This window comes from Pelosinus propionicus DSM 13327 (assembly GCF_900114615.1).
In the GTDB taxonomy this organism is placed as follows: domain Bacteria; phylum Bacillota; class Negativicutes; order DSM-13327; family DSM-13327; genus Pelosinus; species Pelosinus propionicus.
In genome coordinates this window covers 86,403-109,970 of the sequence record NZ_FOTS01000015.1, presented here as the reverse complement: position 1 = coordinate 109,970, position 23,568 = coordinate 86,403, and the positions used below count along the sequence as shown (strand labels likewise).

The following is a 23,568-nucleotide window of genomic DNA, read 5'->3' as shown; positions in this document are numbered from 1 at the left end:
TTCATCCTGAGGTAATCCTTCATTCAGATCAGGGCTTTCACTATACACATCCAGACTTTCAACTTTCCTTAAAAGACTTACATATCAAGCAGTCTATGTCCCGAAAGGGAAACTGTTTAGACAATGCATCCATGGAATCTTTCTTTGGTCATATGAAGGATGAAGTCGATATTAAAAGCTGTCAAACTTTTAACGACCTTAAAGAAACCATTTATAATTATATTGAATACTATAACTGTCATCGCTATCAATGGGGATTTAAAAAAAATGACCCCGATTCAATATCGGGATCATCTCATTGTGGCTTAATTTAGGCTTTTTTCTATAATGTCCTATTTCTAGGTACCAGTTCATTATATCAGCAAAGGTCTTTAATATTATAAAATCTATATTTTTACTCAGCAAATTCCTTAATAACTACCTTATCAGCTTCATCAACAGGCATTAATTGTACTCCAACCACTTCTTTACTAGAAGTAGGCACATTCTTCCCTACATAATCTGCACGAATAGGAAGTTCACGATGACCGCGATCCACAAGGACGGCTAATTGAATGACCTTAGGCCGTCCAATATCAATAATCGCATCAAGAGCAGCACGTACAGTACGCCCAGTGTATAATACATCATCAATAAGCACAATTGTTTTACCACTAATATCAATAGGTATTTGTGTTTCATGTACGATTGGCTGATAACTAAGCGTAGATAAATCGTCACGATATAATGTAATATCTAAAATTCCTACTGGCAGCTCTGCACCTTCAATGCGCTTTATTTCAGCGGCTAACCGTTCTGCTAAAGGGACACCACGGGTTCTTATTCCTACTAAAATTAAGTCCTTAATTCCCTTATTATTCTCAATAATCTCATGAGCAATACGAATGAGTCCCCGTCTTATAGCTTGCTCATCCATAATTACAGTTTTCTCTACTAAAGTACTCATATCCCTACTCCTTCCTAATTCTATGTATTTTTTTGTCGTAATACTTTTAAAATCATTTCCATATCTTCCGGTAATGGTGCTGTAAATCTCATAATCTCTTCCGTAACAGGATGAGAGATTCTAAGTTCAGCGGAATGTAAAGCTTGCCCTATAATAGAAAAAGGCATACGACCAGGCCCATATTTGGGATCGCCAACAACAGAATGACCAATATAGGTCATATGCACCCTAATTTGATGCGTACGTCCAGTAAGCAACTTACATTCTACTAAGGTATAATCACCAAATCGCTCCATCACACGAAATTTTGTAGTTGCTTCCTTACTATTAGTAAAGGTTACTGCCATTTTTTTGCGATCACTAGAATGACGCCCAATTGGCGCCTTAATAACACCATGATCTTCCTTAATATTTCCATATACAATTGCCAAATAACGCCGACTGGCCGTACGATCCTTAATTTGCTTAGCCAGGCTGACATGTGCTCTATCACTCTTGGCAACCACCATAACACCTGAAGTATCTTTATCTAAACGATGAACAATCCCTGGACGAGCGACACCATTGATGCCTGACAAATCTTCACAATGTTCTAATAAAGCATTTACTAATGTACCATTATAATTCCCTGCAGCAGGATGTACAACCATGCCCCGGGATTTATTAATAATTATAATATCTTTATCTTCATATAAAATGGTCAGTGGTATTTCTTCCGCTGTTAATTCTAACGTTTTAATCTCAGGTATATTTACTTGAATATCATCTAGCTCTTGCACCTTATAATTGGCTTTTGCTACTTTTTTATTGACTGCAACGTCTCCACTGCTGATAAGCCTTTGTACTGCAGAACGAGATGTATCAGGCATCTGCTTGGTTAAAAAAACATCTAAACGCTCTCCTGCTTGTGATTCACTTATATGATAACAATACACTTCATTGCCCATTCGCTTCATCCTCTTTATGTAAATAAACCATAGTAAAAATAATACAACCTACGCCACATACAATGGCCGCATCAGCAATATTAAAAACAGGCCAAATACGAAAATCAAAAAAATCAATTACATAGCCTGTTTTTATACGATCAATCACATTACCAATTGCTCCTCCTACCAATAAACCAGTACCAAAGCGCAGTAAACTATACGTCTTTGGTATCCGCGGATAAAAATAAATCGCAGCTGATACTAAGCTAACTGCCACTATTAAAAAAAACAAAGTTTGATGTTCAAACAACCCAAAAGCAGCTCCCGGATTTAAAACATAGGTAATATGAAAAATATCATCAATCACAGGTATAGACATCCCCAGAGTCATATGTGATTGAATATAAAATTTGGATAACTGATCCATTATTACCACGAATACTACTATTAATATAGGCACTAATCTTCTCTCCTATCCTATAAATAACATATTTCTTGCATATAAATAGATTTCATCACCAATTATTATCGCACATTATAAACTTACTATATATAATAAACAAAAATTGGTCAAAGGTAAAGTTTTTACTTACGTATCTTTACCTCCGGCCAATTAGTGGTTGAACTTTTGTCAAAAAGAAAAGCTCAGAAAATCTGAGCTTTTCTAGTGAAATCATTTTTAAATTTCACTCAAAAAATGACTAAGGCTTGGTGCCTATGTCTATGACTCATATACTCAAGTCATTTACTTTTATTATGTTACTTATTCTGGGCTAATTGCGCCCACTGGACAGGTTGCAGCACAAGAACCACAGTCAATACATTTTTCATCAATAACATATTGAGCATCACCTTCAGAAATAGCTTCAACTGGGCAAACAGAAGCACAAGCACCACATGAAATACAGCTACTATCAATTTTATACATGAATTTCACCTCCTATGTAGATCACTGTATACCATTATACTATATACTAGCAAGAAATCACATAACTAATATCATATTTAATATGATATTTTTACATTATACTTATACTCTCCTTCTAATAACTTATAAATTTTATTTTATAGGTCCTCATAGTTACTCTTTATCAGGGAAAAACCTTCGTTCTATATCGTCTCGGAAATAATGCCCCAAAGCACCAATCGCAATTAACAGGAAAGTAATAATAACCGCAGCACGAAGATTATAGGTAAGATTTTGACCAATAACAGAATATATGAGAATTGCAGGTGCCTGCCCAATCGCTGTTGCTATTGTAAATTGACCAAAAGAAAGAGTCGTTAAGCCAACGCCATAGCTTATCACTTTAAAGGGGATAATAGGTGTCAAACGAGTAATGAAAACAGCAGCTATACCATGCCTACGAAGAAATTCATCTGTTACCTTTAAATACTTGTTATTTATAAAGTTTTCAACAATAGGTCGTCCATACCATCTTGCAATAGCAAAATCTAAACATGCTCCCAATAATGCGCCTAGCCATGAATAGACAGCTCCATACTGCCAGCCAAAAACCCAAGCATTAGTTATGGTAATTGCTAATCCTGGAACAAAAGGGATTAGTGACTGCAGCGTCATTAGCAGGATACTGCACAAAGGTGCCCAAAAGCCATAGGACAAAATAAATTGGCGTAATCCGTCAAAGTCCCTGTCCCATAATAAGGAAAGCCCACTTTCAAAAAATCCTTGTATGCCAGGCAAATAAAAATATCCAATTACAGCAATAACCAATACCCCAAGTCGATACATCATGCTTTTCGCTATCATCATTGGTGTTGCCATAAAAGCACCTCCTAGCAAAACTATCCCTTCACGATGGATTTATAACATATTACGCTACTATCTTTATACTTTAACACACGTAACTCCTGCTGCGAATTAAAAAACTGGGCTCTAAAATTATCGCCCAGTTTTTTAAAGTTATAATCTATGCCTTTACCGACTTCCATCTTTTTCTTTCTCTGGAATGGCATCTATCGGATCAACAATTCCCTGCTTTTCATCACTATTATTGAATAGTTTCTTGTAATTATGGCTTCCAGGAATGTCCTGAGGTGTATCAGAGCTACCATAACGCATGACCGCTTGTAAGGCATCCTCACCATCAAAACCAATAAATTCATTTTTATCATGATCTAAAAAGTTTTGTTGAAAAGGCCGCGTTAGCACCTCCTCTTCTAAAGGCCTCGGAGAAGAATCTACAACATCGTATTGCTCCTGACACCGTATGCATTCATTTGCCCAAGGGATAGCCTCTAACCTGGCCACAGGTATTTCTTTGCCACAGGTACTACAATATTCATAGTTTCCATTATCCATTTTTTTAAGAGCTTTCTCCACACGCGACAGTAGAACCCGGGCGTTATCTTTTAAAGCAATATCTTTGCTGCGTTCAAATAATTCATCACCAATATCAGCAGGATGATTATCACAGACCGATAACTCTCCCGTTGAATAGGATAAACTTGTTTCTGATCCTGATTCTTCCAAAGAAGTAATTTGCTTTAGTAACTCCTGCTTCTCTTTGTCTAATCGCTTTGCTAATTCTTTATATATTACAGCATCCAAATTACCCTCTCCTAATGAATAATCTTTGTTACTTCACCGATTCTAAGTCTTTCTTTGATAGACTTATCGGTTTCGTTGCTATACCCTAAACATAGAATAGCTACTGCTCGAAGTCTAGGAGGGGCCTCCACTGCTTGCTGGATTTTGATTTCATCAAAAGCACCAATCCAGCAGGTAGAAATCCCCAGTCCATAAGCCGCTAATATCATATTTTCCGCGGCAACCGCAGTATCTTGCAAACAATATAATTGAGCACCACGCTCACCATATTTCTCATTAGAGCGAGCTGGATCAGCTAATATAACAATACTGACTGGAGAACTTTCAATTTGATTTTGCTCAAAGCAAGCTTCAGCCATTTTTCTTTTAATTTCTTGATTCTTTATTACATAAAAATACCATGGCTGCAAATTTCCTGCGCTAGGGGCCCAACAACCCGCCTCTAAGATTCTCGTTAGGGTAGGTTCAGGTATATCTTGCTGCACAAAATTTCTAACGCTATGACTTTCCCTCATACAATCAAAAACATCTTTCGTCATGCATAAACACCCCTATTTCTTTAATATTTAATATTTTCCATTTTTCATCTCTACAATGTGTATAATATCTGCTACGAAATTTCCAATACCCGGTATGTTGAGTAAAATAAGTTGATGTAATAAGTTTAAAACCATGGCAAAAAATACAGATGCACCAATAGCAATGCCTAATCCTCGCGCGATTCCGGCAATAAAATTGATAAGTATCAGCTTTCCTGGTCGTTCGAGAAGTTCCATATATTCAGCAATACGCATTGACTCTAAATGACATATCAATCTTTTTAATTGTACTGTAATTACATCTTGCTTTCCTTGCTGCTCCACTTAACATACCTCCAATTCTATTATCTCCATCTTATAAAAAAAAAACCGGAAATAAGTTCCGGTTTTTTACGTTCATTATAATTTCACGACTACATCATTGCAACGACTGCAAAGTGTTTCGTGCTTCTCCATCTTTCCTACAGTATCACTATAAATCCAGCAGCGTTCACATTTTTGACCTTCTGCTTGAGATACGACAATTGACAATGCCATGTCCTCTACTTGATATGCATTATCTGGTGCTTTTTCAGTATCTTCTACAACATGAATCTTTGATACAATCAAAATATTTGCCCACTCTTTTTCCATAGTTGATAATTGAGTAAAAACCTTCTCATTTGCATACAGCGTAACGTCTGCATCCAAAGAATGTCCGATCACTTTATTACGCCTAGCAGTTTCTAAAGCTTTTGTAATTTCACTGCGCATTGCCAATATAGAAGCCCATTTTGCTTCTAAGTCAGCATTGAGATATTCATCATGGGCTATTGGCCAATCAGCCAACTGCACACTTTCTGGCATATTCTGTTCTTGTTTCATATGCTGCCACACTTCTTCAGCAGTAAAGGTAAGAACAGGTGAAATAAGACGTACCAAAGTATTTACGATTTCATACATAACAGTTTGTGCTGCACGCCGCTCTCTGGAAGCAGGCAATGCCGTGTATACGCGATCCTTTAATATGTCTAAGTAAATTGAGCTTAAATCAACAGTACAAAAATTATGTACCGTATGATAGATTAAATGAAACTCATACTCTTCATACGCTTTTGTAACTTTTTCACGAACTTGTTCTAATCGTAAAAGTGCCCACCGATCGATCTCTAATAACTCATTATAACCCACTTTATCTGTATCTGGGTTAAAATCATGAATACTGCCTAGAATGTAACGGAAGGTGTTGCGTATTTTTCGATATACTTCAGACAACTGTTTCAAGATATCGTTCGAAACACGAACATCCGCCTGATAGTCAGCAGAGGCTACCCATAAACGCAAGATGTCAGCCCCATATTTTTTAATAACATCTTGGGGAAAAATAACATTACCAACGGATTTAGACATTTTACGACCATCACCATCTACCACAAAACCATGAGTAAGAACCGCTTTATAAGGAGCAATTCCCTTTGTTGCCACCGATGTTAATAAAGATGACTGAAACCAACCGCGATGCTGATCACTTCCCTCTAAGTATAAGTCAGCTGGCCATGCAAGTTCAACATGCTGCTCTAGTACAGCTGCGTGACTTGATCCGCTATCAAACCAAACATCCATAATATCCGTTTCTTTGCGAAAATTATCGTGACCACAATGAGAACAAGTAAAGCCCTCTGGTAATATTTCACTTGAATCTTTGGCCCACCATGCATCAGAACCTTCTTGACGAAATAAATTCTTAACAGCTGTAATCGTTATATCATTGATGACATGTTCATTACATTGTGTACAATAAAAAATGGGAATTGGAACTCCCCAAACTCTTTGACGGGAAATACACCAGTCATGACGATCCGCCACCATATTATGTATTCGATCTTCACCCCAGGCAGGAATCCATTGTACATCTTTAATCGCTTGCAGCGCTTGTTCCCTAAACCCATCCACGGATGCAAACCACTGTTCCGTTGCTCGGTAAATAACAGGATTCTTACAACGCCAGCAATGAGCATATTGGTGTTTGATTTTGCCCTTGCCCAATAGCATACCGCGTGCTGCTAATTCTTTGATCACAGGGACATCAGCATCATGTATTAACATGCCTTCAAATATACCACCTTCAGCCGTAAAGCGCCCTGCATGGTCCACAGGATTAATGATTGGCAATCCGTGCCTTATACCCGTTTCAAAATCGTCTGGGCCGTGTCCTGGAGCCGTATGTACGCAGCCAGTACCTTGTTCTAGGGTAACATAGTCGGCCAAAACAATGATAGACTCCCGATCGATAAAGGGATGGGAGAAAACCACACCTTCAAGATCAGCCCCCTTTAAAGTGGACAATATCGTATAATTTTCTAGTTTATTATCTTTTGCTACCGCTTCAATTAATTCTACTGCTAAAAGATATATTTCACCTTGGGATTCCACCCATGCGTATTCTAATTCCGGATGAACAGCAATGGCAACATTGGCCGGCATTGTCCAAGGCGTGGTTGTCCAAATGACACCAAATACATTTTCAGCATTTATTCCTACAGGCAAAGTCTTTTTATCATCCACTAAAGGAAATTTAACATAAATGGTATGAGATTTTTTTTCTGCATATTCAATTTCAGCTTCTGCCAAAGCAGTCTCACATGAAGTACACCAATACACCGATTTTAAACCTTTATAAATATGACCTTTCTTAGCCATTTCCCCAAAGACCTCAATCTGCTTCGCTTCATAGGCAGGCCGCAATGTTACATATGGATTGTCCCAATCAGCACCAATACCTAAACGTTTGAAGTCTTGACGCTGGGTATCAACAAATTTCAAAGCATAATCTTTACATTCACGACGTAAATCCAATGGTTTTAGTTCATGCCTATTTAGACCGAGTATTTTTATGGCAGCATGTTCAATCGGTAGACCATGCGTATCCCAACCAGGTACATAAGGAGTATTAAATCCGCGTAATGATTTATATTTCAAAATCATATCTTTTAAAATTTTATTTAAAGCATGACCAATATGAATATCACCATTCGCATAAGGAGGCCCATCATGTAAGATAAATTTCGGCTTTTCCACCTGCGTTGTACGTTTCTCATAAATCTTTTGCTGTTTCCAGTAATTGAGCATTTCAGGCTCTCTTTCTGGTAAATTTCCTCGCATTGGAAATTCAGTTTGCGGTAAATTAAGGGTTTTACTATAATCCAACAATAACACCTCCAAAAAAATAAAACCTCTTCATCCCTAAAGGGACGAGAGGTTGTTTCCCGTGGTACCACCCTAATGACTTTCCAGCCACTTTAGTAACGATATAACGCTCGTTAAACGGCAAATCTTACTGTATTTCAGTTTGCAGTTCAGGAGTGATCTTCACTAAACTTGATTATTAGGCTCCCACTATTCCCAACTCGCTGTAAAATCAGTTTTTTAGCTACTGTCTCCATCATCACTTGTATTCATATTAACATTCCACAATAAAACTGATTATAACCAATAAAAGGTACATTGTCAAATTACGCTATTCATCCTCACCAGATTCACCTAATATCTCCAACTGTGCTTGTACAAGGGTACGCATACGAACACGATATACGTCCACCTGTTTTTTCAAATCCTGATATTCACTAGCCATGCGGCGCACTTTGTTGGCAGCTTCCTCTGCGAGTTTCTGAGCGTTGATCTCTGCTTCTTTTATCATTAGCTCTGTTGTCTTTTTAGCATTTAGCTTTACCTCTTCTGCTGTCTCCTGAGCAACAATTAATGTATTATGCAAAGTATTTTCCATATGTTGAAAATGTTCTAATTTACCATTAAGTCGGTCCATATTCTCTTTCAACTCAATATTTTCCCGATATAATAACTCATAATCTTTTATGACTCGATCAAGGAATTCATCAACATCTTCTTCGTTATATCCTCTAAAACTTCTTTTAAATTCTTTATTATGAATATCCAATGGGGTTAGCATGAATACACCTCCTTTTATCTACATAAAACGTTTTAATACAATACTCATTCGTCCTTTTCTGGTTTGCCCCAGTACTTCACAAACTTCGACTCTCCCCCGTCCCCGCATTGAAATAACATCATTTTCTTTAATGGATTGAGCACTATTTTTAGCCTCCTGCCAGTTTACTTTTAGTTTTCCAGCCACGATTTCTTCCGACATTCGGCTACGCGAAGTACCAAAACCAGCTGCTGCTATAACGTCCAATCGAAGAGAGGCCACAGTCGTTTTGATTTCCTTTACTTTTTCTTCCCGAGGAGCAATATCTGCGATCTCCAATTGCGTAATACTAATAGGCGCCGCACCAATCTTGCTTAAATTTTGCATAAGAAAATTTAAAAAAGATGAATCGATAATAATTTGGCATCCATGCCCGCACATAATGAGATCACCAATAATTTCTCGCTTAATCCCAAGTGCCATCAATGCTCCCAACACATCTCGATGAGTAATTTGATAATATCTTTCATCCCATGTTACAGAGACAGCCTCTACTGCAGCATCAGAGGTACCTCGAAACTCTTCATTTATAAAAACAGCCTTGACTCGCTCTGCCCCCTCATAGCCGCCGCTGGATACTAGCTTTAAACGATCATAATGTGCACTGATCGTTTCTGCAATACTATAACCGTAAGGATCCAGAAACTCTGTTACTTTATACTTTCGGTTACGCAATGCTGCTTCAGCTAAATCCAATAATTTAGCTGCTAATTCACCTTCACCGCTAGCCTGATAATATCGTATAATTTTTTCTCGGTCACCCATGTGATTTTTTCCCCATCTCCTGTGAACGTTTCGTAGCTGCTTGTACTGCATCAATTAAAGCTGCTCTTACACCTTTTTGTTCTAATACATGTATACCCGCAATAGCAGTTCCACCTGGGGAAGTTACCATATCCCTTAATTTTGCGGGATGTTCCCCTGTTTCCAGAACCATCTTAGCTGCTCCTAATAAGGTCTGCGCTGCCATAACTAATGAATTTTGCCTGGACAAACCAACTCGGACACCTGCATCCGTTAATGCATCAATAAGTACAAAGACATATCCAGGACCACTACCCGACAATCCCGTAACTGCATCCATAGCATTTTCATCCATAATAATAGCTCTACCTACAGAAGAAAAAATAGTTAATACTAATTCGCCATTTTCTTCACCTGCATAATGCCCCAAAGCAAGAACAGACATCCCTTCCCCTACTGCCACCGGAGTGTTTGGCATAACTCTTACAATTGGAATCCGTACCAATTTACTCTCAAGTATTCCAATTGTAATTCCTGCTGCAATTGATACGACTAAGGTTGTAGGTGAAAGCAGCGGTGCAATAGCATCCAATACACCATTAATAATTTGAGGCTTTACAGTTAAAAATAAGATATCTGCTGCTTTTACAGTATCCTTTATACTCAACGTCGTAAGTACACCAAATTTCCCAGTCATATGGTCTAGACGATTTTGAGAGATATCATTCACTATAATCTGACTCGGCGTAACTAAATTAGCTTTTAATATTCCATCAATTAAGGCTTCAGCCATAGCTCCGCTACCGATAAAACCAATTTTTTTATTCTTCAACATCTGGTAATCCCCCGTATTTCAACTCTTTATTTATTCCATGGTAAGAATTCTTTATCACTGCCTTCTTCATGAGGACTATAAGTAACATCTACATTATTTGGAGCACAGAGAAATATATTGTTACCAATTTTTTGAATGCTCCCAGCTAAAGCATAGGTTGTCCCACTAATAAAGTCAATCATGCGCTTAGCAACTTCTTTATCACAATTCTCAAAATTCACAACAACAGGTTTTCGATTTTTTAAATGATCAGCTACATGTTGAGCATCATCAAAAGAGAATGGCTCCACCACCATAACTTTCATTTGTTTCTGAGCAGTGGGTAAATTTACTAGGTTATTATTTTTTTTCCCTTTCCCTACTTCTAATTCTTCTACTTTTTGCTTTGGATCTTCCTCAGCCTCTACAGGTTCAAATAAGCCTAAGCTTCCCCAGACTTTTTCCATAAACTTCATGTTCCTTTATACCTCCCTTTAATATTGACGCTGTCCAAATATCCCAGTACCAATACGTACTAAATTTGCTCCCTCTTCAACACCTACAATATAATCATTTGTCATTCCCATAGATAGCCACTCTATTTTTGTATTCGCCAAATTCATATCTTTTAGTTCCATAAACAATTGATACATATTGCGAAATAGAGGTCTGGCCTGCTCTGCATTGTCATAAAAAGGTGCGATCGTCATCGCTCCGCATAATCGGACATGTTCTAGATTACTAATACACTTTGCTAATGTTAAAGTATCTTTGGAAGCAATCCCAAATTTGGTATCTTCATCAGCCATATTAACCTGGATCAGAATATCTTGCCTTTTCCCTAAGGTACCGGCGATACGATCAATTTCCAGAGCTACTTTTTTACTATCTACAGAATGAATCAGGTCAAACAGCTGGACTGCTTGACGAACCTTATTGGTCTGCAAATGACCGATAAGATGCCATTCCACTTGCTTCTGAATTATTTGCGCTTTTTTAGCGGCTTCTTGTATTCTATTTTCACCAATTGCCAGCACGCCAGCAGCAACCGCTTCTTGAATGGCTGCTACATCATGATTCTTTGTTACAGCTACCAATTTAACATATTTAGATTCATTGATTAATGTCTTACTTCTCTTATGTACAGCATTATGAATATTTTCTATAACTTGGGTTAGGTTTGTTTGAATAGACATGGTAAACCCTCCATTATATGCATTATTCGCGAATAAACATTAATTTCCTCTTAAGTATCTCCTAAACATTAAAAATATATTGACATTACAATAATAAGAAAAATGCTCCGGCTCCTTTAAAACATATAAATTCTAAAAAAAATCTTGTAAGCATTCGCTTACAAGACAATAACAGCTCCGATTCTTCCAGTAGCCCCATTTTCTTTTCGATAAGAAAAAAATAATTCATGATTACAAGCAGTACATACACCACTGGTTACCACATTGCTTCCTTTCACACCTATTTCTTTCAATTGATGAACGTTGGCTTTCCACAAATCAAAATACCATTTGTCTTTTTCTTCGGTTTTTTCTATTAATTCTTCCCAATTATTGAATTGTTTTTTCAGTTTATTGATTACGATTTCATCAACAACATAACAGCAAGGACCAATAGAAGGAGCTATCCCAACTAAGCAATCTTCAGGCTTCGTGCCAAAATTAGATTGCATAGATAGAATTGTCTTTTGCGCAATCCTTTCCACCGTTCCTCTCCAACCTGCATGAACTGCGCCAATGGCTCGCTGTACTGGATCTACAATTAGAACAGGGACACAATCAGCAAAAAATAACATTAAAGGAATTCCCGGAACATTGGTTATTAAAGCATCTGTATTGGGGATTGCATCCTCATAGCTGCCTGCTCCTCTTCCTTCTTCTTCCTGGGTTACCACTGCAATATGATCCGTATGAAGCTGTTGAGCAGTCACAATATGTTTTGAATGAATCCCGATCCCTTGGCAAAAAAGCTGCCGATTTATAATAACACTCTCATCACAATCACCTGTATGCAGCGCTACATTCAAGGAACGAAATGGTGGCTTACTTACCCCACCAAATCGACTCGATATACCATGTTTAATAGCTAATGCACTGAAATGGGTAAACGTTCCATACCACTGCCCGCTAGTTCCATAGTTTAAAATAAATCGCTCCAACACTATACACTCCCATCAGCCTTTTTTACATATTCCACACCGAGTACAGCCTTGCGCACATGGAGCCGTAAATTCTTCTTTTTTAGCTTCTTCTAATTCTCGTTCTAAGTACAATGAATCCAGCCCCATATCCAGCACTTTCCAAGGCAAAATCTCACTTCCTGGCTCCCGCTGACGATATAAGTAATCTTCCTCACGAAGCATGTTCTTTTTCATCGCCTGCTTGAAACCTTTACTGCCGCCCTTCTTGTGAGCATCTAGCAATACAGCAGACAACCGCCGATCTCCTCTAGCTAAAACACCTTGAATATAGGCTTCTTTTGGCGATTCAACCAATACTTCTATTCCTCTTTGTTGTCGCAAACTAGAATTGATATACTTTAATCTTTTTTCTACTACTGAAATCTGAGTCATAGGCATCCACTGAAAAGGTGTAAAAGGCTTCGGAATAAAAGGGTTAACGCTTAAGGTTAACCTTCCTTTACTCCCCAAAGATTCCATATATGCTTTGATATTTTTTGCCATAGTAACGATTTCTTCAATGTCTTCATCTTCCTCATAAGGTAAGCCAATCATAATATAGAGTCGAATATGGGGTATACCTGCGTTAACCGCCATTTTTATGGAATTAAATAGATGCTCATCTGTAATGGTTTTATTAATCACTTTGCGCAATCGGATACTTGCTGCTTCCGGAGCTAAAGTAATGGTACGATGCTTGCTAACAGCCAACGCATTGACTAAATCCAAAGTAAGAGTATCGGCTCTTAAAGAGGCCACAGACATATGCATTCCTTGTTCTAAAATAATATTACATAACGAATCAATTTCAGGATAATCAGAAATTGCAGCCCCCATTAATCCAACCTTACTGCGATATTCTTTTGCCTTTACAACAGCCGCTTCTAATGTCTTTAGCGATCTTACTCGAGGGTTTCGATAGCAATACCCTGCCATACAAAAGCGGCAATGGCGGCCACAGCCACGTGCTACCTCAATCAAAAACATATCTTTAAACTCAGTATTTGGAGTTACAACCACCGTCTGTGCCTCATATTGATCCAACTCTTGAATCCAGCGCCGCTGTACATGCTGGGGCACTCCCCCAGAACAAGATACTTTTTTAATCGTACCATCTGCTTTATATTCCACTTGATAAAAACAAGGCACATATGCACCAGAAATTTGTGCTATTTGGAATAAAATTTCCTGCCTAGAGATATTATTGTCACGTGCCTGGTAATAGACATCTAATATTTCGTGTATGATTTCTTCGCCTTCACCAATGATAAATACATCAAATAAATCAGCTAAAGGTTCTGGATTAAAGGTCGCACACGGACCGCCTGCAATAACCAAAGGATCTCCTTCTCCCCGATCAGCAGCTAATACAGGGACCTTTCCAAGCTGTAAAATACTTACTACATTAAAATAATCCATTTCAAATGTTAGAGCAAAGCCAATTAAAGAAAATCCATATAATGGACGCTGCGTTTCAATTGTCATTAACGGTGTATTCGTACGAATATATTCAGGCTCTGTTTTTCTGTCAGGTAAAAATAACCTTTCACAGGCTGTATCTCCCCTAGAATTGACTTGTTGATAAATAATTTGAAATCCTAAATTGGACATTCCTACATGATAGGTATTTGGATACACTAATGCAAAGCCTTGACGTGAACCAGGAGGAAAAACCATTGCCCCCTGCTCTTCAGCCAAAGTTTTCTGTAACTTTTCTTTTAATTGCCAAGTCAAAACTTATCACTCCATCTTAAATACGATACATTCCTTGTAACCATCTTATTACAGATGTGCTACACGCTGCTCTAATTCTTCATGCTTTGCATCATTAAAGCGATCAATGGTACTCAGGTAACCAGTGATGCGTCGTACTCTTTTGATGTCTGACATAGAACATACAGGACATACATCTCCACCAATTACACCGAGATAACCACAACTCTCACAAAAATCTACGGGAAAATTAATGCCTGCATATCCAATATCACATTGCTGCATATAACGAATCACATCTTCGACTGCCTTAAGGTTATTTACAGGAGGTGCTGTAAACTCCACATAACTAATATGACCTGCATTTGTATATTTATGATAAATCGCTTCTATTTTTATTTTATCATATACACTAATAGAATAATTGACAGGAATATGAAAAGAATTAGTGTAATATTCTTTATCTGTTACGCCAGGAATTAAGCCATACTCACGGCAATCCATTTTGACGAAACGTCCTGCTAACCCTTCTGCTGGTGTTGCCAGTAATGTATAATTCAACATGTATTTATCCGTAGCCTTATCAACTTTGTTGCGCATGAATGCCACTATCTCTTCACCTAATATTTGGGATTCCTCCCCTTCGCCATGGTGATAACCCGTTAAAGCAATCAAGGCTTCAGCTAAACCAATAAAACCTACCGATAACGTGCCGTGCTTGATCACATTTGCAATTGTGTCATTTGCAGCTAATTTATCTGAATCCAAATATAAGCCTTGCCCCATTAAAAATGGCATATCCTTTACTCTTAATTTTCCTTGCACCTGATAACGATGTAATAACTGTTCACAAGTTAGATCAATGAGATCAGATAAACTCTGATAGAACTTCATTAAATTTCGTTCTGCCTTAATCGCAAGCCTTGGTAAATTGACTGTAGTAAAACTAAGATTTCCCCGCCCGTCCGTTACTTCCGATCCACATTTATTAGACATAACTCTAGTACGGCATCCCATATAACCAACCTGATCACCATAAGGTTTATTAAATGAAGCATCCATGAAGCTAAAGGTAGGATTCAATCGCTGAGATGCTACACGGATTGCCAGCTTAAATAAATCATAATTAGGGTCTTTCTTATTAAAGTTAATTCCATCCTTTACACGAAAAATAATATTGGGGAAAATAGGATTTTCTCCATGACCTAATCCTTTCTCATATGCCAATAAAAGATTTTTAGTTACTCTTCGTCCTGCCGGTGTAATATCTGTACCGATATTCAGACTAGAAAAAGGAACTTGTGCTCCTGCCCTGCTATGCATAGAATTGAGATTATAAATAAATGCTTCCATAGCCTGATAAACTTCTTCTTCTTTTACGCCTTCCATAAAAGGAGCCATATCTGAATCAAAAAAAGCAAAAGACTGACCACCATGCATATCATTTTGCGAACTTTGCAAAATAATAGCAGCTAAAGCCGCTGCAGATGCTGGGCGCTTCGGTGGCCGAATATAGCCATGCCCGTTATTAAAACCATTCTTTAATAATTTACCAAGAGGAATCTGTACGCAAGTTAATGTTTTGCCATAAAAGTCTAAATCATGAATATGGATGTCGCCTTTGATATGAGCATTCGCCATGTGTTCAGGAAGTAAGCGATTCAAATAATAAGATTTGCTGGCAGCGCTGGCAATCTGCAGCATTTTCGCTGAAGGAGAATTGGAAATATTAGCATTTTCCCGATTCGTTTCTACTAGAATGTCTGCAACAGCATCCATCAAATAGGATTGCCCATCCCGCATGCGAGTTCGTTTATCCCGATACAAAATATAAGCTTTTGCCGTCTTGGCATGTCCTTTTTCAATTAATATTTTTTCTACAGCGTCCTGGACCTCTTCAACACCAAAAGCCCCCCCATTATATTCTTGTTTTAAAAAGCGCAAAACATCTAATGTTAATTCCATTGCTAATTGCTTATCCGCTCCACCTACAGCCTTAGCAGCTTTAAAAATAGCTTCTGTAATTTTATTTTCATCAAAGGAGACTTCACGGCCATCTCGCTTTTTAATTTTCATAATGATACCTATTCCTCACTTTATATAGCTTATACTGTAAATTATTGTTTATTTTTCATTAATGCTTGCAATTCTTCCATAAAATTATCAATATCTGCAAATTGCCGGTACACTGAAGCAAAACGAACATATGCGACTTGATCAAGATCTTTTAAATGTTTCATTACAATTTCGCCAATTTGCTGTGTAGAGATTTCTCTTTCCATCGTATTGCGAATATCTCGCTCTACTCGTTCACCTAACGCTTCAATTTCATTAATCGGTATATAACGTTTCTCACAAGCCCTTACAATCCCATTTAATAATTTACTTTGTTCAAAGATCACACGACGACCATCTTTTTTTATTACTATTAAGGGGGACTGTTCAATCATTTCATATGTAGTAAAGCGGCGCATACATTCCAAACACTCACGCCTACGCCGAATGGTACTCCCCTCTTCTGCTGCTCGCGAATCAATCACTCGACTTTCAACACAACCACAAAATGGACAACGCATAGGAATTCCCCCTTTTGATAATCATTCAATAGGCCTTATAAAGCAATAGCCTTCTCTTGATGTATTCTCACGATATTTTAAATGAGCTACACCTATCAGCTCACTACAAAATTTTACTGCTCATTATCTCACTAGATATTGTGCCCTATTATTTACTTTACGCCATATATTGTGCTTCTCCTGCTTGGCTTTTAAATAAAAATTAATTTAAATAAAAACAATAAAAGAAAACGACTGCCAACTTCATAAAAAAGCTGCAATCGTTATCATTATAACATATGTACGTGACATATTTACTATAATCCTTATTTATCCAGGTGTTTGATTTCGGCAAAAGCAGAAGCCTCTACTAAAATAACATCAAACCCTATTTTATTAATTTTATCCCAAGGAATTACAACATCCTCGCTACGGCCAAACAGACCTAGAAATCTGCCATTTCCCGGAACTACGATGGCTGTTAATCTTCCACTTTCCACATCAATTTCAATATCTGTAATCGCACCTAACCTTTTACCATCAACAATATTGATTACTTCTTTAAGTTTAAGATCTGATACGCAATTGGTAATGCCTTTCATGTTATCCACACCCCCAATACATTCTATGAGGGACAAGAAGATTTATGATAACCCATTTCAATAAAATTAATCTAAGCTTACTATTTCCTTTATTCTATTTTTCCTTGCTCTGCTTTGCAGCATATGCTAAACATTCCTGCCCAGAAGCCTCCCGAACCACCTCTGAAGGCGATGAAGCACTTTTAATCCTCATTGCCCTACATCCATAGGGAAAGTTTCGATCCCAAGTTGTATAAAGATGCACACACTTACTACATATGGGTTTTTGCATAGTCTTTTTATCACCTCTAAGGCAGACGCTTCATACACGCAAAAGCAATATATTCATTTAAACTTTATAGTCTACTGTTACGCCGACTCGCCCAGCTGCATGGCTCGCTCGATTAACAACCCCATCTTTTTTTTCTTCTTTATCTTCTTTTTTCTTTAAAGATTGATTGTTCGCCTTTTCTTTGGGCATATATTCAGGTCTTTTAAATAGTTGTATACGTCCAATAGGCTTCACTCGCAATGCTTTTTCAACTGCTTCAATTGGTGGAATTCGTTCATCTCTTTTCATACCAATCACCGCCCAATATACTTCTATAATCTTAATTAAAACATGCTCCGCTATACCTGTCAATGATTCCTCTTTAAGCCCTAGAGTATTCTTTAATATTATTCATTATTTATCGGAATTTCCATATATTTTTCCATTTTCTCTCTACTATCGAACTGACAGATATCTGCCTGAATAAAAGCATTTGCAACATCTCTTTCAAGAACTACTAGTTCAGGTCTATCACTTTGTTCTATATACTCAATAACTTTGCATTCACCATTTTTAATAGCAGGATATGGTCCACTATTCTGATTCGTCCTGCCAATAATTAAACCACGAAATATGCCTTTACATGGCTTTCTCTCACGTGGCATATTGATCACCTCATCTAAATCTATGTGAGACTACTACCAATGATACCTTTGTCAATGATAAAGAAGAGAACACGAACCTAACGGTTCGCATTCTCTTCTGTAAGACAGCAATTTAAAATTTGTATGCAACTGCGGCACGGAAAGAAGTATTATCAGCATCGGTGTCAATTGCAGAATTGCTTTTATATAATAAGTTCAGTGAAGTAGTTTTATCAAATTTGTGGTTATAAATATAGTATGCACCTTTTTCTCCACGATCCCAATCAGTATAAATATCTGCATTAGTATCAGTTCTGTGGGAATAAGCGGATAAGTTGTTTTTATCATCAAAGGCATACGTTACCCCAAGGACGAGAGCATCATTTTTAGTATCAGCATCAGATTTAAGATAATCCGCTACAAAGCTGGCTTTACCCGTAGTATATTGAACATCAGTTCCCCAGAAAGTTCTATCACTACCTGCATTAGGATTAGCTTTTGCAATAGTGCCTCCAACAGTCCAATCTTTTGCAGGGTTATAAGAAGCATGAACGGAGTAAACTTTGTCCTTAGTATCAGTATCACCTTTACCAGCAACAAACTGTAAGGAAGTCACTCCAGATTTCCCAGTAGCAACTACGCCATCAAAAAGTCCATGTTTCTCTCCGATATATCCCTCACTGCTATAGAGCAAGGCTGTCGGACTAATAGATAGCCCCTGGCGTCCTACTTTATATTGAAAGTCTTTGTCCTTTACGATAATTCCATATTGATCAATAACAGCTACGCTATTACCATATTTAGCTTTGGAAAAATCCGGACCAATTTTATCTCCGCTAAGAGATTGTGCTGCAAAGCGGGCAAATAAGTCAACATTATTGCTTAAGGCCGTTTTGGCATTTAAGCGAAAACTATATATGCCGCCTTGAGTATCAGGACTACCATCAGCAGTATTAGAACGGTATTGTACTTTAACTTGACCATCAAATTCTACGGGAGCAGCAAAAGTAGCTCCTGTAGTTAAAACCATAGCGGCAGCAAGAGCAGTAGTAATTATTTTCTTCATCATATTTCCCCCAATATTATTGTTCCCCTATGGCTTCTTCGGTACTGATAGATATCCAGCGTGTATTTGGCTCCCCACCGACTAGCCAGCTTGCAGCTCTATCTAGATGTTATATCTATCCACCTCCAAGTACATCTAAGACTATACTTACAAAATTTTAGGATTATCGTTAATTCGTCGAACAAATCATAAAATCCTGCTGGAAATAAAAACAAATGTTTTTTATTTTCAGCACATTCATTGATATTATTTATCAATGAATTTTCATAGCGCACTTATGTCTCTTCCGGTAATGCATTTATATATTTTTTTACATTTGGACTAGTTAAAAAGGCATGGTATAATAGACTTATCTCTTACCAGATGCAACAATCGAGCAAAGGAGGAATGCACTGTGGATTTACAGGCTCTATTACTTGATAAAAAGAAAAAAGCAACCGAAAATAATAAATCATTCTTAAAGGCGGCTAAAGGGAAAGCTAACAATACCAGCCATCAAATGCCAATGAGGAAAGCTGGCAGAGGAAAATAAGTTTCAAATAAAGAAGACTCAGATTTAGATGGAACACTAACACCCATCTTGAATCTGAGTCACCCTTTTATGCAGGACTTAGCCATTCTTAACCCTACTGGAATCTTGGGTCGTTTTAGTCATTAGAAAATCTCTTTTAAAATACCAGAACATACGTTCTGGTATTTTTCTTTTATCCTCACATAAAATAGATAACACTCAATAATAATGGAGGATTTTATGAATGCGCTATATGTGAGGGTGTCAACAGATGACCAAGCCCGCAAGGGGTATTCTTTAAAAGACCAAATTGCTGCCTGTCGCAATCATTTATTAGCGATCGATCACACTGGGATAAAAGAATATGTTGACGATGGTTATAGCGGAGAATATTTAGAGCGCCCTGCCCTAGATAAACTACGAAATGATTTACAAAATGGGATCATAAAAATCGTAGCTATTTATGATCCCGATCGTCTTTCCCGTAATCTTACCAATCAATTGATTATAGCTGAAGAAATAGAAAAGACAGGTGCCAAAATTACTTTTGTTACTGGCGATTATGATTCCTCACCAGAAGGCCGCTTATTCTTCAGTATGAAAGGCGCTATTTCGGCTTATGAAAAATCCAAAATTCGTGAAAGAACTTCCCGCGGTCGCCGAGCAAAAGCACATCAAGGAAAAATCATTTCCAATGCCCACCCCTTTGGTTATGACTGGGACAAAAAGAATAGTATGTATGTTATCAACGAAGAGGAAAGTAAAACCATTCAATTCATTTATCATTTATGCATTCATCAGGGCTATGGTTCAAGGAGGATTTCCTTAGAGTTAGCACGCCTTGGTATTGTAGGCAAAAATAATCGTCCTCTCTCGATCTGCACTGTCTCACGCATTCTTACTAAAGAAATGTATTATGGACAGCACTACCTTTTTAAGCAACGAACTTGTAAAACTGGTCAAAATAGCCGCGAAGTTAAAGATAATCCTCCTGAATCTTGGATTCCCGTTATAATTCCTGCTATAGTCACTCGTGAAATGTGGGAATCTGCCCAATTGCAGATCCAACAAAATAAGAAATTGGCAACACGCAATAATAAACATAATTATCTTTTACGAGGACTGTTACACTGTGCTCTCTGCGGACGTTCCATGACAGCCTATTCTCGTCCTGCTAAACGAAAAAATGGTAGTGATAAAATTTACTATTATTATTCCTGTATTTCCAAAGAATCAAATACTTATACTGCCAATGGCACCTCTTGCCAGTGCCGTCGAATACCCGTAGAAGATTTAGAACAGGCTGTCTGGCAATGCCTCGTAACGCTGGCAACTTCTAAAGATCATTTACAAGAATACATACGAACCAACGCCAACATTAGCTATTCAGAACAAATAACAAATTTACATACTCGCCAAATTAAGCTACAAAAGAAGAAAAATAATACCCTGCGTTGGTACCAGGAGAATTTGATTGATAGCGAAACAGTAGAAAGAGAATTGCGGAATCTAAATAAAGAACTAGCTACTATTCGACTTGATATATCTGAGCTGACAACTATCCAAGAAAAAACAAATCAGCTGGCAACATCACCAACTGATTTAATCACAGTTAAAACCTTTGCAGAAAAACGCAATGTATTACTTAAACTATCTTATCGCATTTTTGCAGTAAGACTTAATGATTCTTTCGAATTTTACCTTGAAAAATAAATTATATTTATGAAATAACTTGCCGAAATCTTTTTTATCAGTGATTAAAGGCTATGTTTGCTTTTACCATTTGAATATCTGACTTGTTAAGATCTGAAGTCTTTATCATATTTTTCCCCCCTACACCTCTGCTTGTTCCATATAGTATATGACAGTAAAGAATAAAGGTGTCAAGAGATGCAACAGACAAATAAAATTCACTTTAGCCCATCTTTCCAAAGTTCAGCTAATTTCCAGCGAAATTCAACTTTTTCGTCCTTCTGCGCTGCATCGCTATTAACTTCTTTAGGCGTCAGTGCAGTCGCGTTAGTAATGTCAATAAAACAAAGAGGAGGAAATAATACGCACCACCAATTTTTACCTTCTGCCTTCCCGATAAGTACTCGCACCGCTTCATATTTTCCAGCCGGCAATACCAAATTACCATATGACTTTATAGGAAAGTCAAACATACCTAACTCTATCTCTACCGACTCATGAGATCCATTCATTGCTACGACCTTTTCCGCCACAGCAGTAAGTTCGTTCTGGTGCTCCAATACAACCTGCTTTGCCATTTCTTTATCAATCGCAGTTTCCAAGTACGGTGCTAGATAGGCAATAACAGCATCACGCACTTTTAACTTTAACTGCTGATCAGATTCACTATCACTATTTGCTAACACATGTAGACGTATTAGATTTTCTTTGCCGAGGGAAACGGGTAAATTCTCTTGACCATAATAAAGCAAGAATCCCCAACCAACAGCAACCAAAAGTACAATCAGTAAACTTCTTCCCCATAACTTATTGTATTTCACAATCAAATTCCCCTCTATTCCTTTATATATATTTGCGCATATGGCTAAGAGCCGCTTTTTCTAATCGTGAAACTTGTGCCTGAGAAATGCCAATCTCGTCAGCTACTTCCATTTGTGTTTTTCCTTCAAAGAAGCGCAAGTTAAGTATATGTTTTTCCCTATCGCTTAATCTATGCATTGCTTCTTTGATTGCCACCCCTTCAAGCCAATTGAAATCTAATTGCTTATCATCACTAATCTGATCCATGACAAAAATAGGATCTCCACCATCATGATAAATTGGCTCAAATAAAGATATTGGTTCTTGAATTGCATCAAGGGCAAAAATAATTTCTTCTCGTTGAATCTTCAATTCATCAGCAATTTCTTTGATAGACGGCTCACGTGAATGCCTGTTGACAAGAGAATCTCTTACCTGCAAAGCCTTATAAGCAATATCTCGCATCGAGCGACTAACGCGAATTGGATTATTATCTCGTAAATACCGGCGTATCTCACCAATAATCATAGGTACGGCATAAGTAGAAAATTTTACATTTTGGGAAAGATCAAAATTATCAATTGCTTTCATCAAACCGATACAACCTACCTGAAATAAGTCATCTACATACTCGCCGCGATTATTAAATCGTTGAATAACACTCAATACCAACCGTAAATTACCATATATTAATTGTTCTCTTACAGACAACTCTCCATTTTGAAGCACTACAAATAACTCGCGCATCTTAGTGGCGGAAAGCACCGGGAGTTTCGCTGTGTTTACGCCACAAATTTCTACTTTATTAATAATCATTTTATTCCCCCCATTGGTTTCCATAGTCCATTTGAATTATTACCATACATGAGCATTATTGCCATGGATAGTTAGTTTTATTCATCCTTGCTACAATGGATAAAACGAATGTCCTAGAAACCAACAAGCTCTTACCGAAATAATCCTTGCAGCTATATTTCTCATAAAAAATAAAAATACACCTCATCTGAGGTG

At 37.5% G+C, this 23,568-nt stretch carries 26 protein-coding genes, 1 pseudogene and 1 other annotated feature; of the genes and pseudogenes, 3 read left to right on the top strand and 24 right to left on the bottom strand.

The genetic code is table 11. The annotated features are described in order from the left end of the window. Positions 1-309, top strand: a pseudogene (locus tag BMZ99_RS10210) (IS3 family transposase); the annotation flags it as partial. A gap of 85 nt (positions 310-394) precedes the next feature. On the opposite strand, the gene pyrR reads toward BMZ99_RS10210, so the two are convergent. The 22 genes from pyrR to BMZ99_RS10095 form a co-directional block, all read right to left on the bottom strand. Beyond that, complete coding sequence (pyrR, locus tag BMZ99_RS10205) at positions 395-946, bottom strand: bifunctional pyr operon transcriptional regulator/uracil phosphoribosyltransferase PyrR (RefSeq protein WP_090936259.1); 552 nt, start codon at positions 944-946, stop codon at positions 395-397. A gap of 20 nt (positions 947-966) precedes the next feature. Continuing rightward, positions 967-1,893 carry an RluA family pseudouridine synthase gene (locus BMZ99_RS10200; protein WP_090936256.1) on the bottom strand — a complete coding sequence of 309 codons (927 nt, stop codon included), beginning with the start codon at positions 1,891-1,893 and terminating at the stop codon, positions 967-969. After that, complete coding sequence (lspA, locus tag BMZ99_RS10195) at positions 1,883-2,335, bottom strand: signal peptidase II (protein ID WP_090936253.1); 453 nt, start codon at positions 2,333-2,335, stop codon at positions 1,883-1,885. Before lspA ends, BMZ99_RS10200 begins: the two co-directional genes overlap by 11 nt. Positions 2,336-2,638: 303 nt before the next feature. Beyond that, on the bottom strand, positions 2,639-2,803 hold the full coding sequence (locus BMZ99_RS10190) for a DUF362 domain-containing protein (RefSeq protein WP_007953067.1): 165 nt from the start codon (positions 2,801-2,803) through the stop codon (positions 2,639-2,641). A gap of 153 nt (positions 2,804-2,956) precedes the next feature. Continuing rightward, the gene (locus BMZ99_RS10185; protein ID WP_090936250.1) at positions 2,957-3,661 is read right to left on the bottom strand and encodes a TVP38/TMEM64 family protein; all 705 of its coding nucleotides are present in this window, start codon (positions 3,659-3,661) and stop codon (positions 2,957-2,959) included. Between the two features lie 153 nt (positions 3,662-3,814). Further along, the gene (locus BMZ99_RS10180; protein ID WP_090936247.1) at positions 3,815-4,447 is read right to left on the bottom strand and encodes a TraR/DksA C4-type zinc finger protein; all 633 of its coding nucleotides are present in this window, start codon (positions 4,445-4,447) and stop codon (positions 3,815-3,817) included. Between the two features lie 11 nt (positions 4,448-4,458). After that, positions 4,459-4,986 (bottom strand): nitroreductase family protein, encoded by a 528-nt coding sequence (locus BMZ99_RS10175; RefSeq protein WP_090936244.1) that lies wholly within the window; start codon positions 4,984-4,986, stop codon positions 4,459-4,461. Positions 4,987-5,013: 27 nt separating this feature from the next. Next, positions 5,014-5,310: a DUF5665 domain-containing protein gene (locus tag BMZ99_RS10170; protein ID WP_090936241.1), complete on the bottom strand. Its 297-nt coding sequence runs from the start codon at positions 5,308-5,310 to the stop codon at positions 5,014-5,016. 75 nt (positions 5,311-5,385) lie between these two features. Beyond that, positions 5,386-8,181: an isoleucine--tRNA ligase gene (ileS, locus tag BMZ99_RS10165; RefSeq protein WP_281246775.1), complete on the bottom strand. Its 2,796-nt coding sequence runs from the start codon at positions 8,179-8,181 to the stop codon at positions 5,386-5,388. A gap of 28 nt (positions 8,182-8,209) precedes the next feature. Then, positions 8,210-8,420 (bottom strand) — a binding site (T-box leader). Between the two features lie 62 nt (positions 8,421-8,482). Continuing rightward, positions 8,483-8,932, bottom strand: a complete 450-nt coding sequence (locus tag BMZ99_RS10160) for a DivIVA domain-containing protein (protein ID WP_090936235.1) — start codon at positions 8,930-8,932, stop codon at positions 8,483-8,485. Between the two features lie 18 nt (positions 8,933-8,950). Beyond that, positions 8,951-9,736, bottom strand: coding sequence for a YlmH family RNA-binding protein (locus BMZ99_RS10155; RefSeq protein ID WP_090936232.1), 786 nt, complete (start codon positions 9,734-9,736; stop codon positions 8,951-8,953). Continuing rightward, positions 9,729-10,550, bottom strand: coding sequence for a pyrroline-5-carboxylate reductase (gene proC / locus BMZ99_RS10150; RefSeq protein WP_090936229.1), 822 nt, complete (start codon positions 10,548-10,550; stop codon positions 9,729-9,731). The genes BMZ99_RS10155 and proC overlap by 8 nt, the downstream gene beginning before the upstream one ends. A gap of 26 nt (positions 10,551-10,576) precedes the next feature. Then, positions 10,577-11,005, bottom strand: a complete 429-nt coding sequence (locus BMZ99_RS10145) for a cell division protein SepF (RefSeq protein ID WP_090936227.1) — start codon at positions 11,003-11,005, stop codon at positions 10,577-10,579. Between the two features lie 18 nt (positions 11,006-11,023). Continuing rightward, complete coding sequence (locus BMZ99_RS10140; RefSeq protein ID WP_090936224.1) at positions 11,024-11,725, bottom strand: YggS family pyridoxal phosphate-dependent enzyme; 702 nt, start codon at positions 11,723-11,725, stop codon at positions 11,024-11,026. A 158-nt stretch (positions 11,726-11,883) separates the two neighbouring features. Next, positions 11,884-12,705, bottom strand: a complete 822-nt coding sequence (gene pgeF, locus BMZ99_RS10135) for a peptidoglycan editing factor PgeF (RefSeq protein WP_245754909.1) — start codon at positions 12,703-12,705, stop codon at positions 11,884-11,886. A 12-nt stretch (positions 12,706-12,717) separates the two neighbouring features. Further along, entirely contained in the window at positions 12,718-14,457 is a 1,740-nt protein-coding gene (locus BMZ99_RS10130; protein WP_090936221.1) for a TIGR03960 family B12-binding radical SAM protein, read from the bottom strand. Positions 14,458-14,505: 48 nt separating this feature from the next. Beyond that, positions 14,506-16,512 carry an anaerobic ribonucleoside-triphosphate reductase gene (nrdD, locus tag BMZ99_RS10125; RefSeq protein WP_090936218.1) on the bottom strand — a complete coding sequence of 669 codons (2,007 nt, stop codon included), beginning with the start codon at positions 16,510-16,512 and terminating at the stop codon, positions 14,506-14,508. Positions 16,513-16,553: 41 nt separating this feature from the next. Then, entirely contained in the window at positions 16,554-17,012 is a 459-nt protein-coding gene (gene nrdR, locus BMZ99_RS10120; protein ID WP_090936215.1) for a transcriptional regulator NrdR, read from the bottom strand. Between the two features lie 305 nt (positions 17,013-17,317). Next, positions 17,318-17,593, bottom strand: a complete 276-nt coding sequence (locus BMZ99_RS10115) for a YlmC/YmxH family sporulation protein (RefSeq protein ID WP_090936213.1) — start codon at positions 17,591-17,593, stop codon at positions 17,318-17,320. A gap of 328 nt (positions 17,594-17,921) precedes the next feature. Continuing rightward, a complete protein-coding gene (locus BMZ99_RS10105) occupies positions 17,922-18,215 on the bottom strand; it encodes a hypothetical protein (RefSeq protein ID WP_245754908.1) in 294 nt (97 codons plus the stop codon). Positions 18,216-18,250: 35 nt separating this feature from the next. After that, on the bottom strand, positions 18,251-18,508 hold the full coding sequence (locus tag BMZ99_RS10100) for a hypothetical protein (RefSeq protein WP_090936206.1): 258 nt from the start codon (positions 18,506-18,508) through the stop codon (positions 18,251-18,253). 112 nt (positions 18,509-18,620) lie between these two features. After that, positions 18,621-19,556 (bottom strand): porin, encoded by a 936-nt coding sequence (locus tag BMZ99_RS10095; RefSeq protein WP_245754907.1) that lies wholly within the window; start codon positions 19,554-19,556, stop codon positions 18,621-18,623. A gap of 391 nt (positions 19,557-19,947) precedes the next feature. Here BMZ99_RS10095 and BMZ99_RS26290 point away from each other — a divergent pair, with 391 nt between their 5' ends. Then, the gene (locus BMZ99_RS26290) at positions 19,948-20,085 is read left to right on the top strand and encodes a hypothetical protein (protein ID WP_175490523.1); all 138 of its coding nucleotides are present in this window, start codon (positions 19,948-19,950) and stop codon (positions 20,083-20,085) included. Positions 20,086-20,304: 219 nt separating this feature from the next. After that, positions 20,305-21,777 (top strand): recombinase family protein, encoded by a 1,473-nt coding sequence (locus BMZ99_RS10090; protein ID WP_090936200.1) that lies wholly within the window; start codon positions 20,305-20,307, stop codon positions 21,775-21,777. A gap of 197 nt (positions 21,778-21,974) precedes the next feature. On the opposite strand, the gene spoIIR is transcribed toward BMZ99_RS10090, so the two are convergent. Together spoIIR and sigG are read right to left on the bottom strand one after the other, a co-directional pair. Further along, positions 21,975-22,577 carry a stage II sporulation protein R gene (gene spoIIR / locus BMZ99_RS10085; protein WP_090936197.1) on the bottom strand — a complete coding sequence of 201 codons (603 nt, stop codon included), beginning with the start codon at positions 22,575-22,577 and terminating at the stop codon, positions 21,975-21,977. Between the two features lie 22 nt (positions 22,578-22,599). After that, complete coding sequence (sigG, locus tag BMZ99_RS10080; RefSeq protein WP_007934732.1) at positions 22,600-23,373, bottom strand: RNA polymerase sporulation sigma factor SigG; 774 nt, start codon at positions 23,371-23,373, stop codon at positions 22,600-22,602. Between the last annotated feature and the right edge of the window lie 195 nt (positions 23,374-23,568).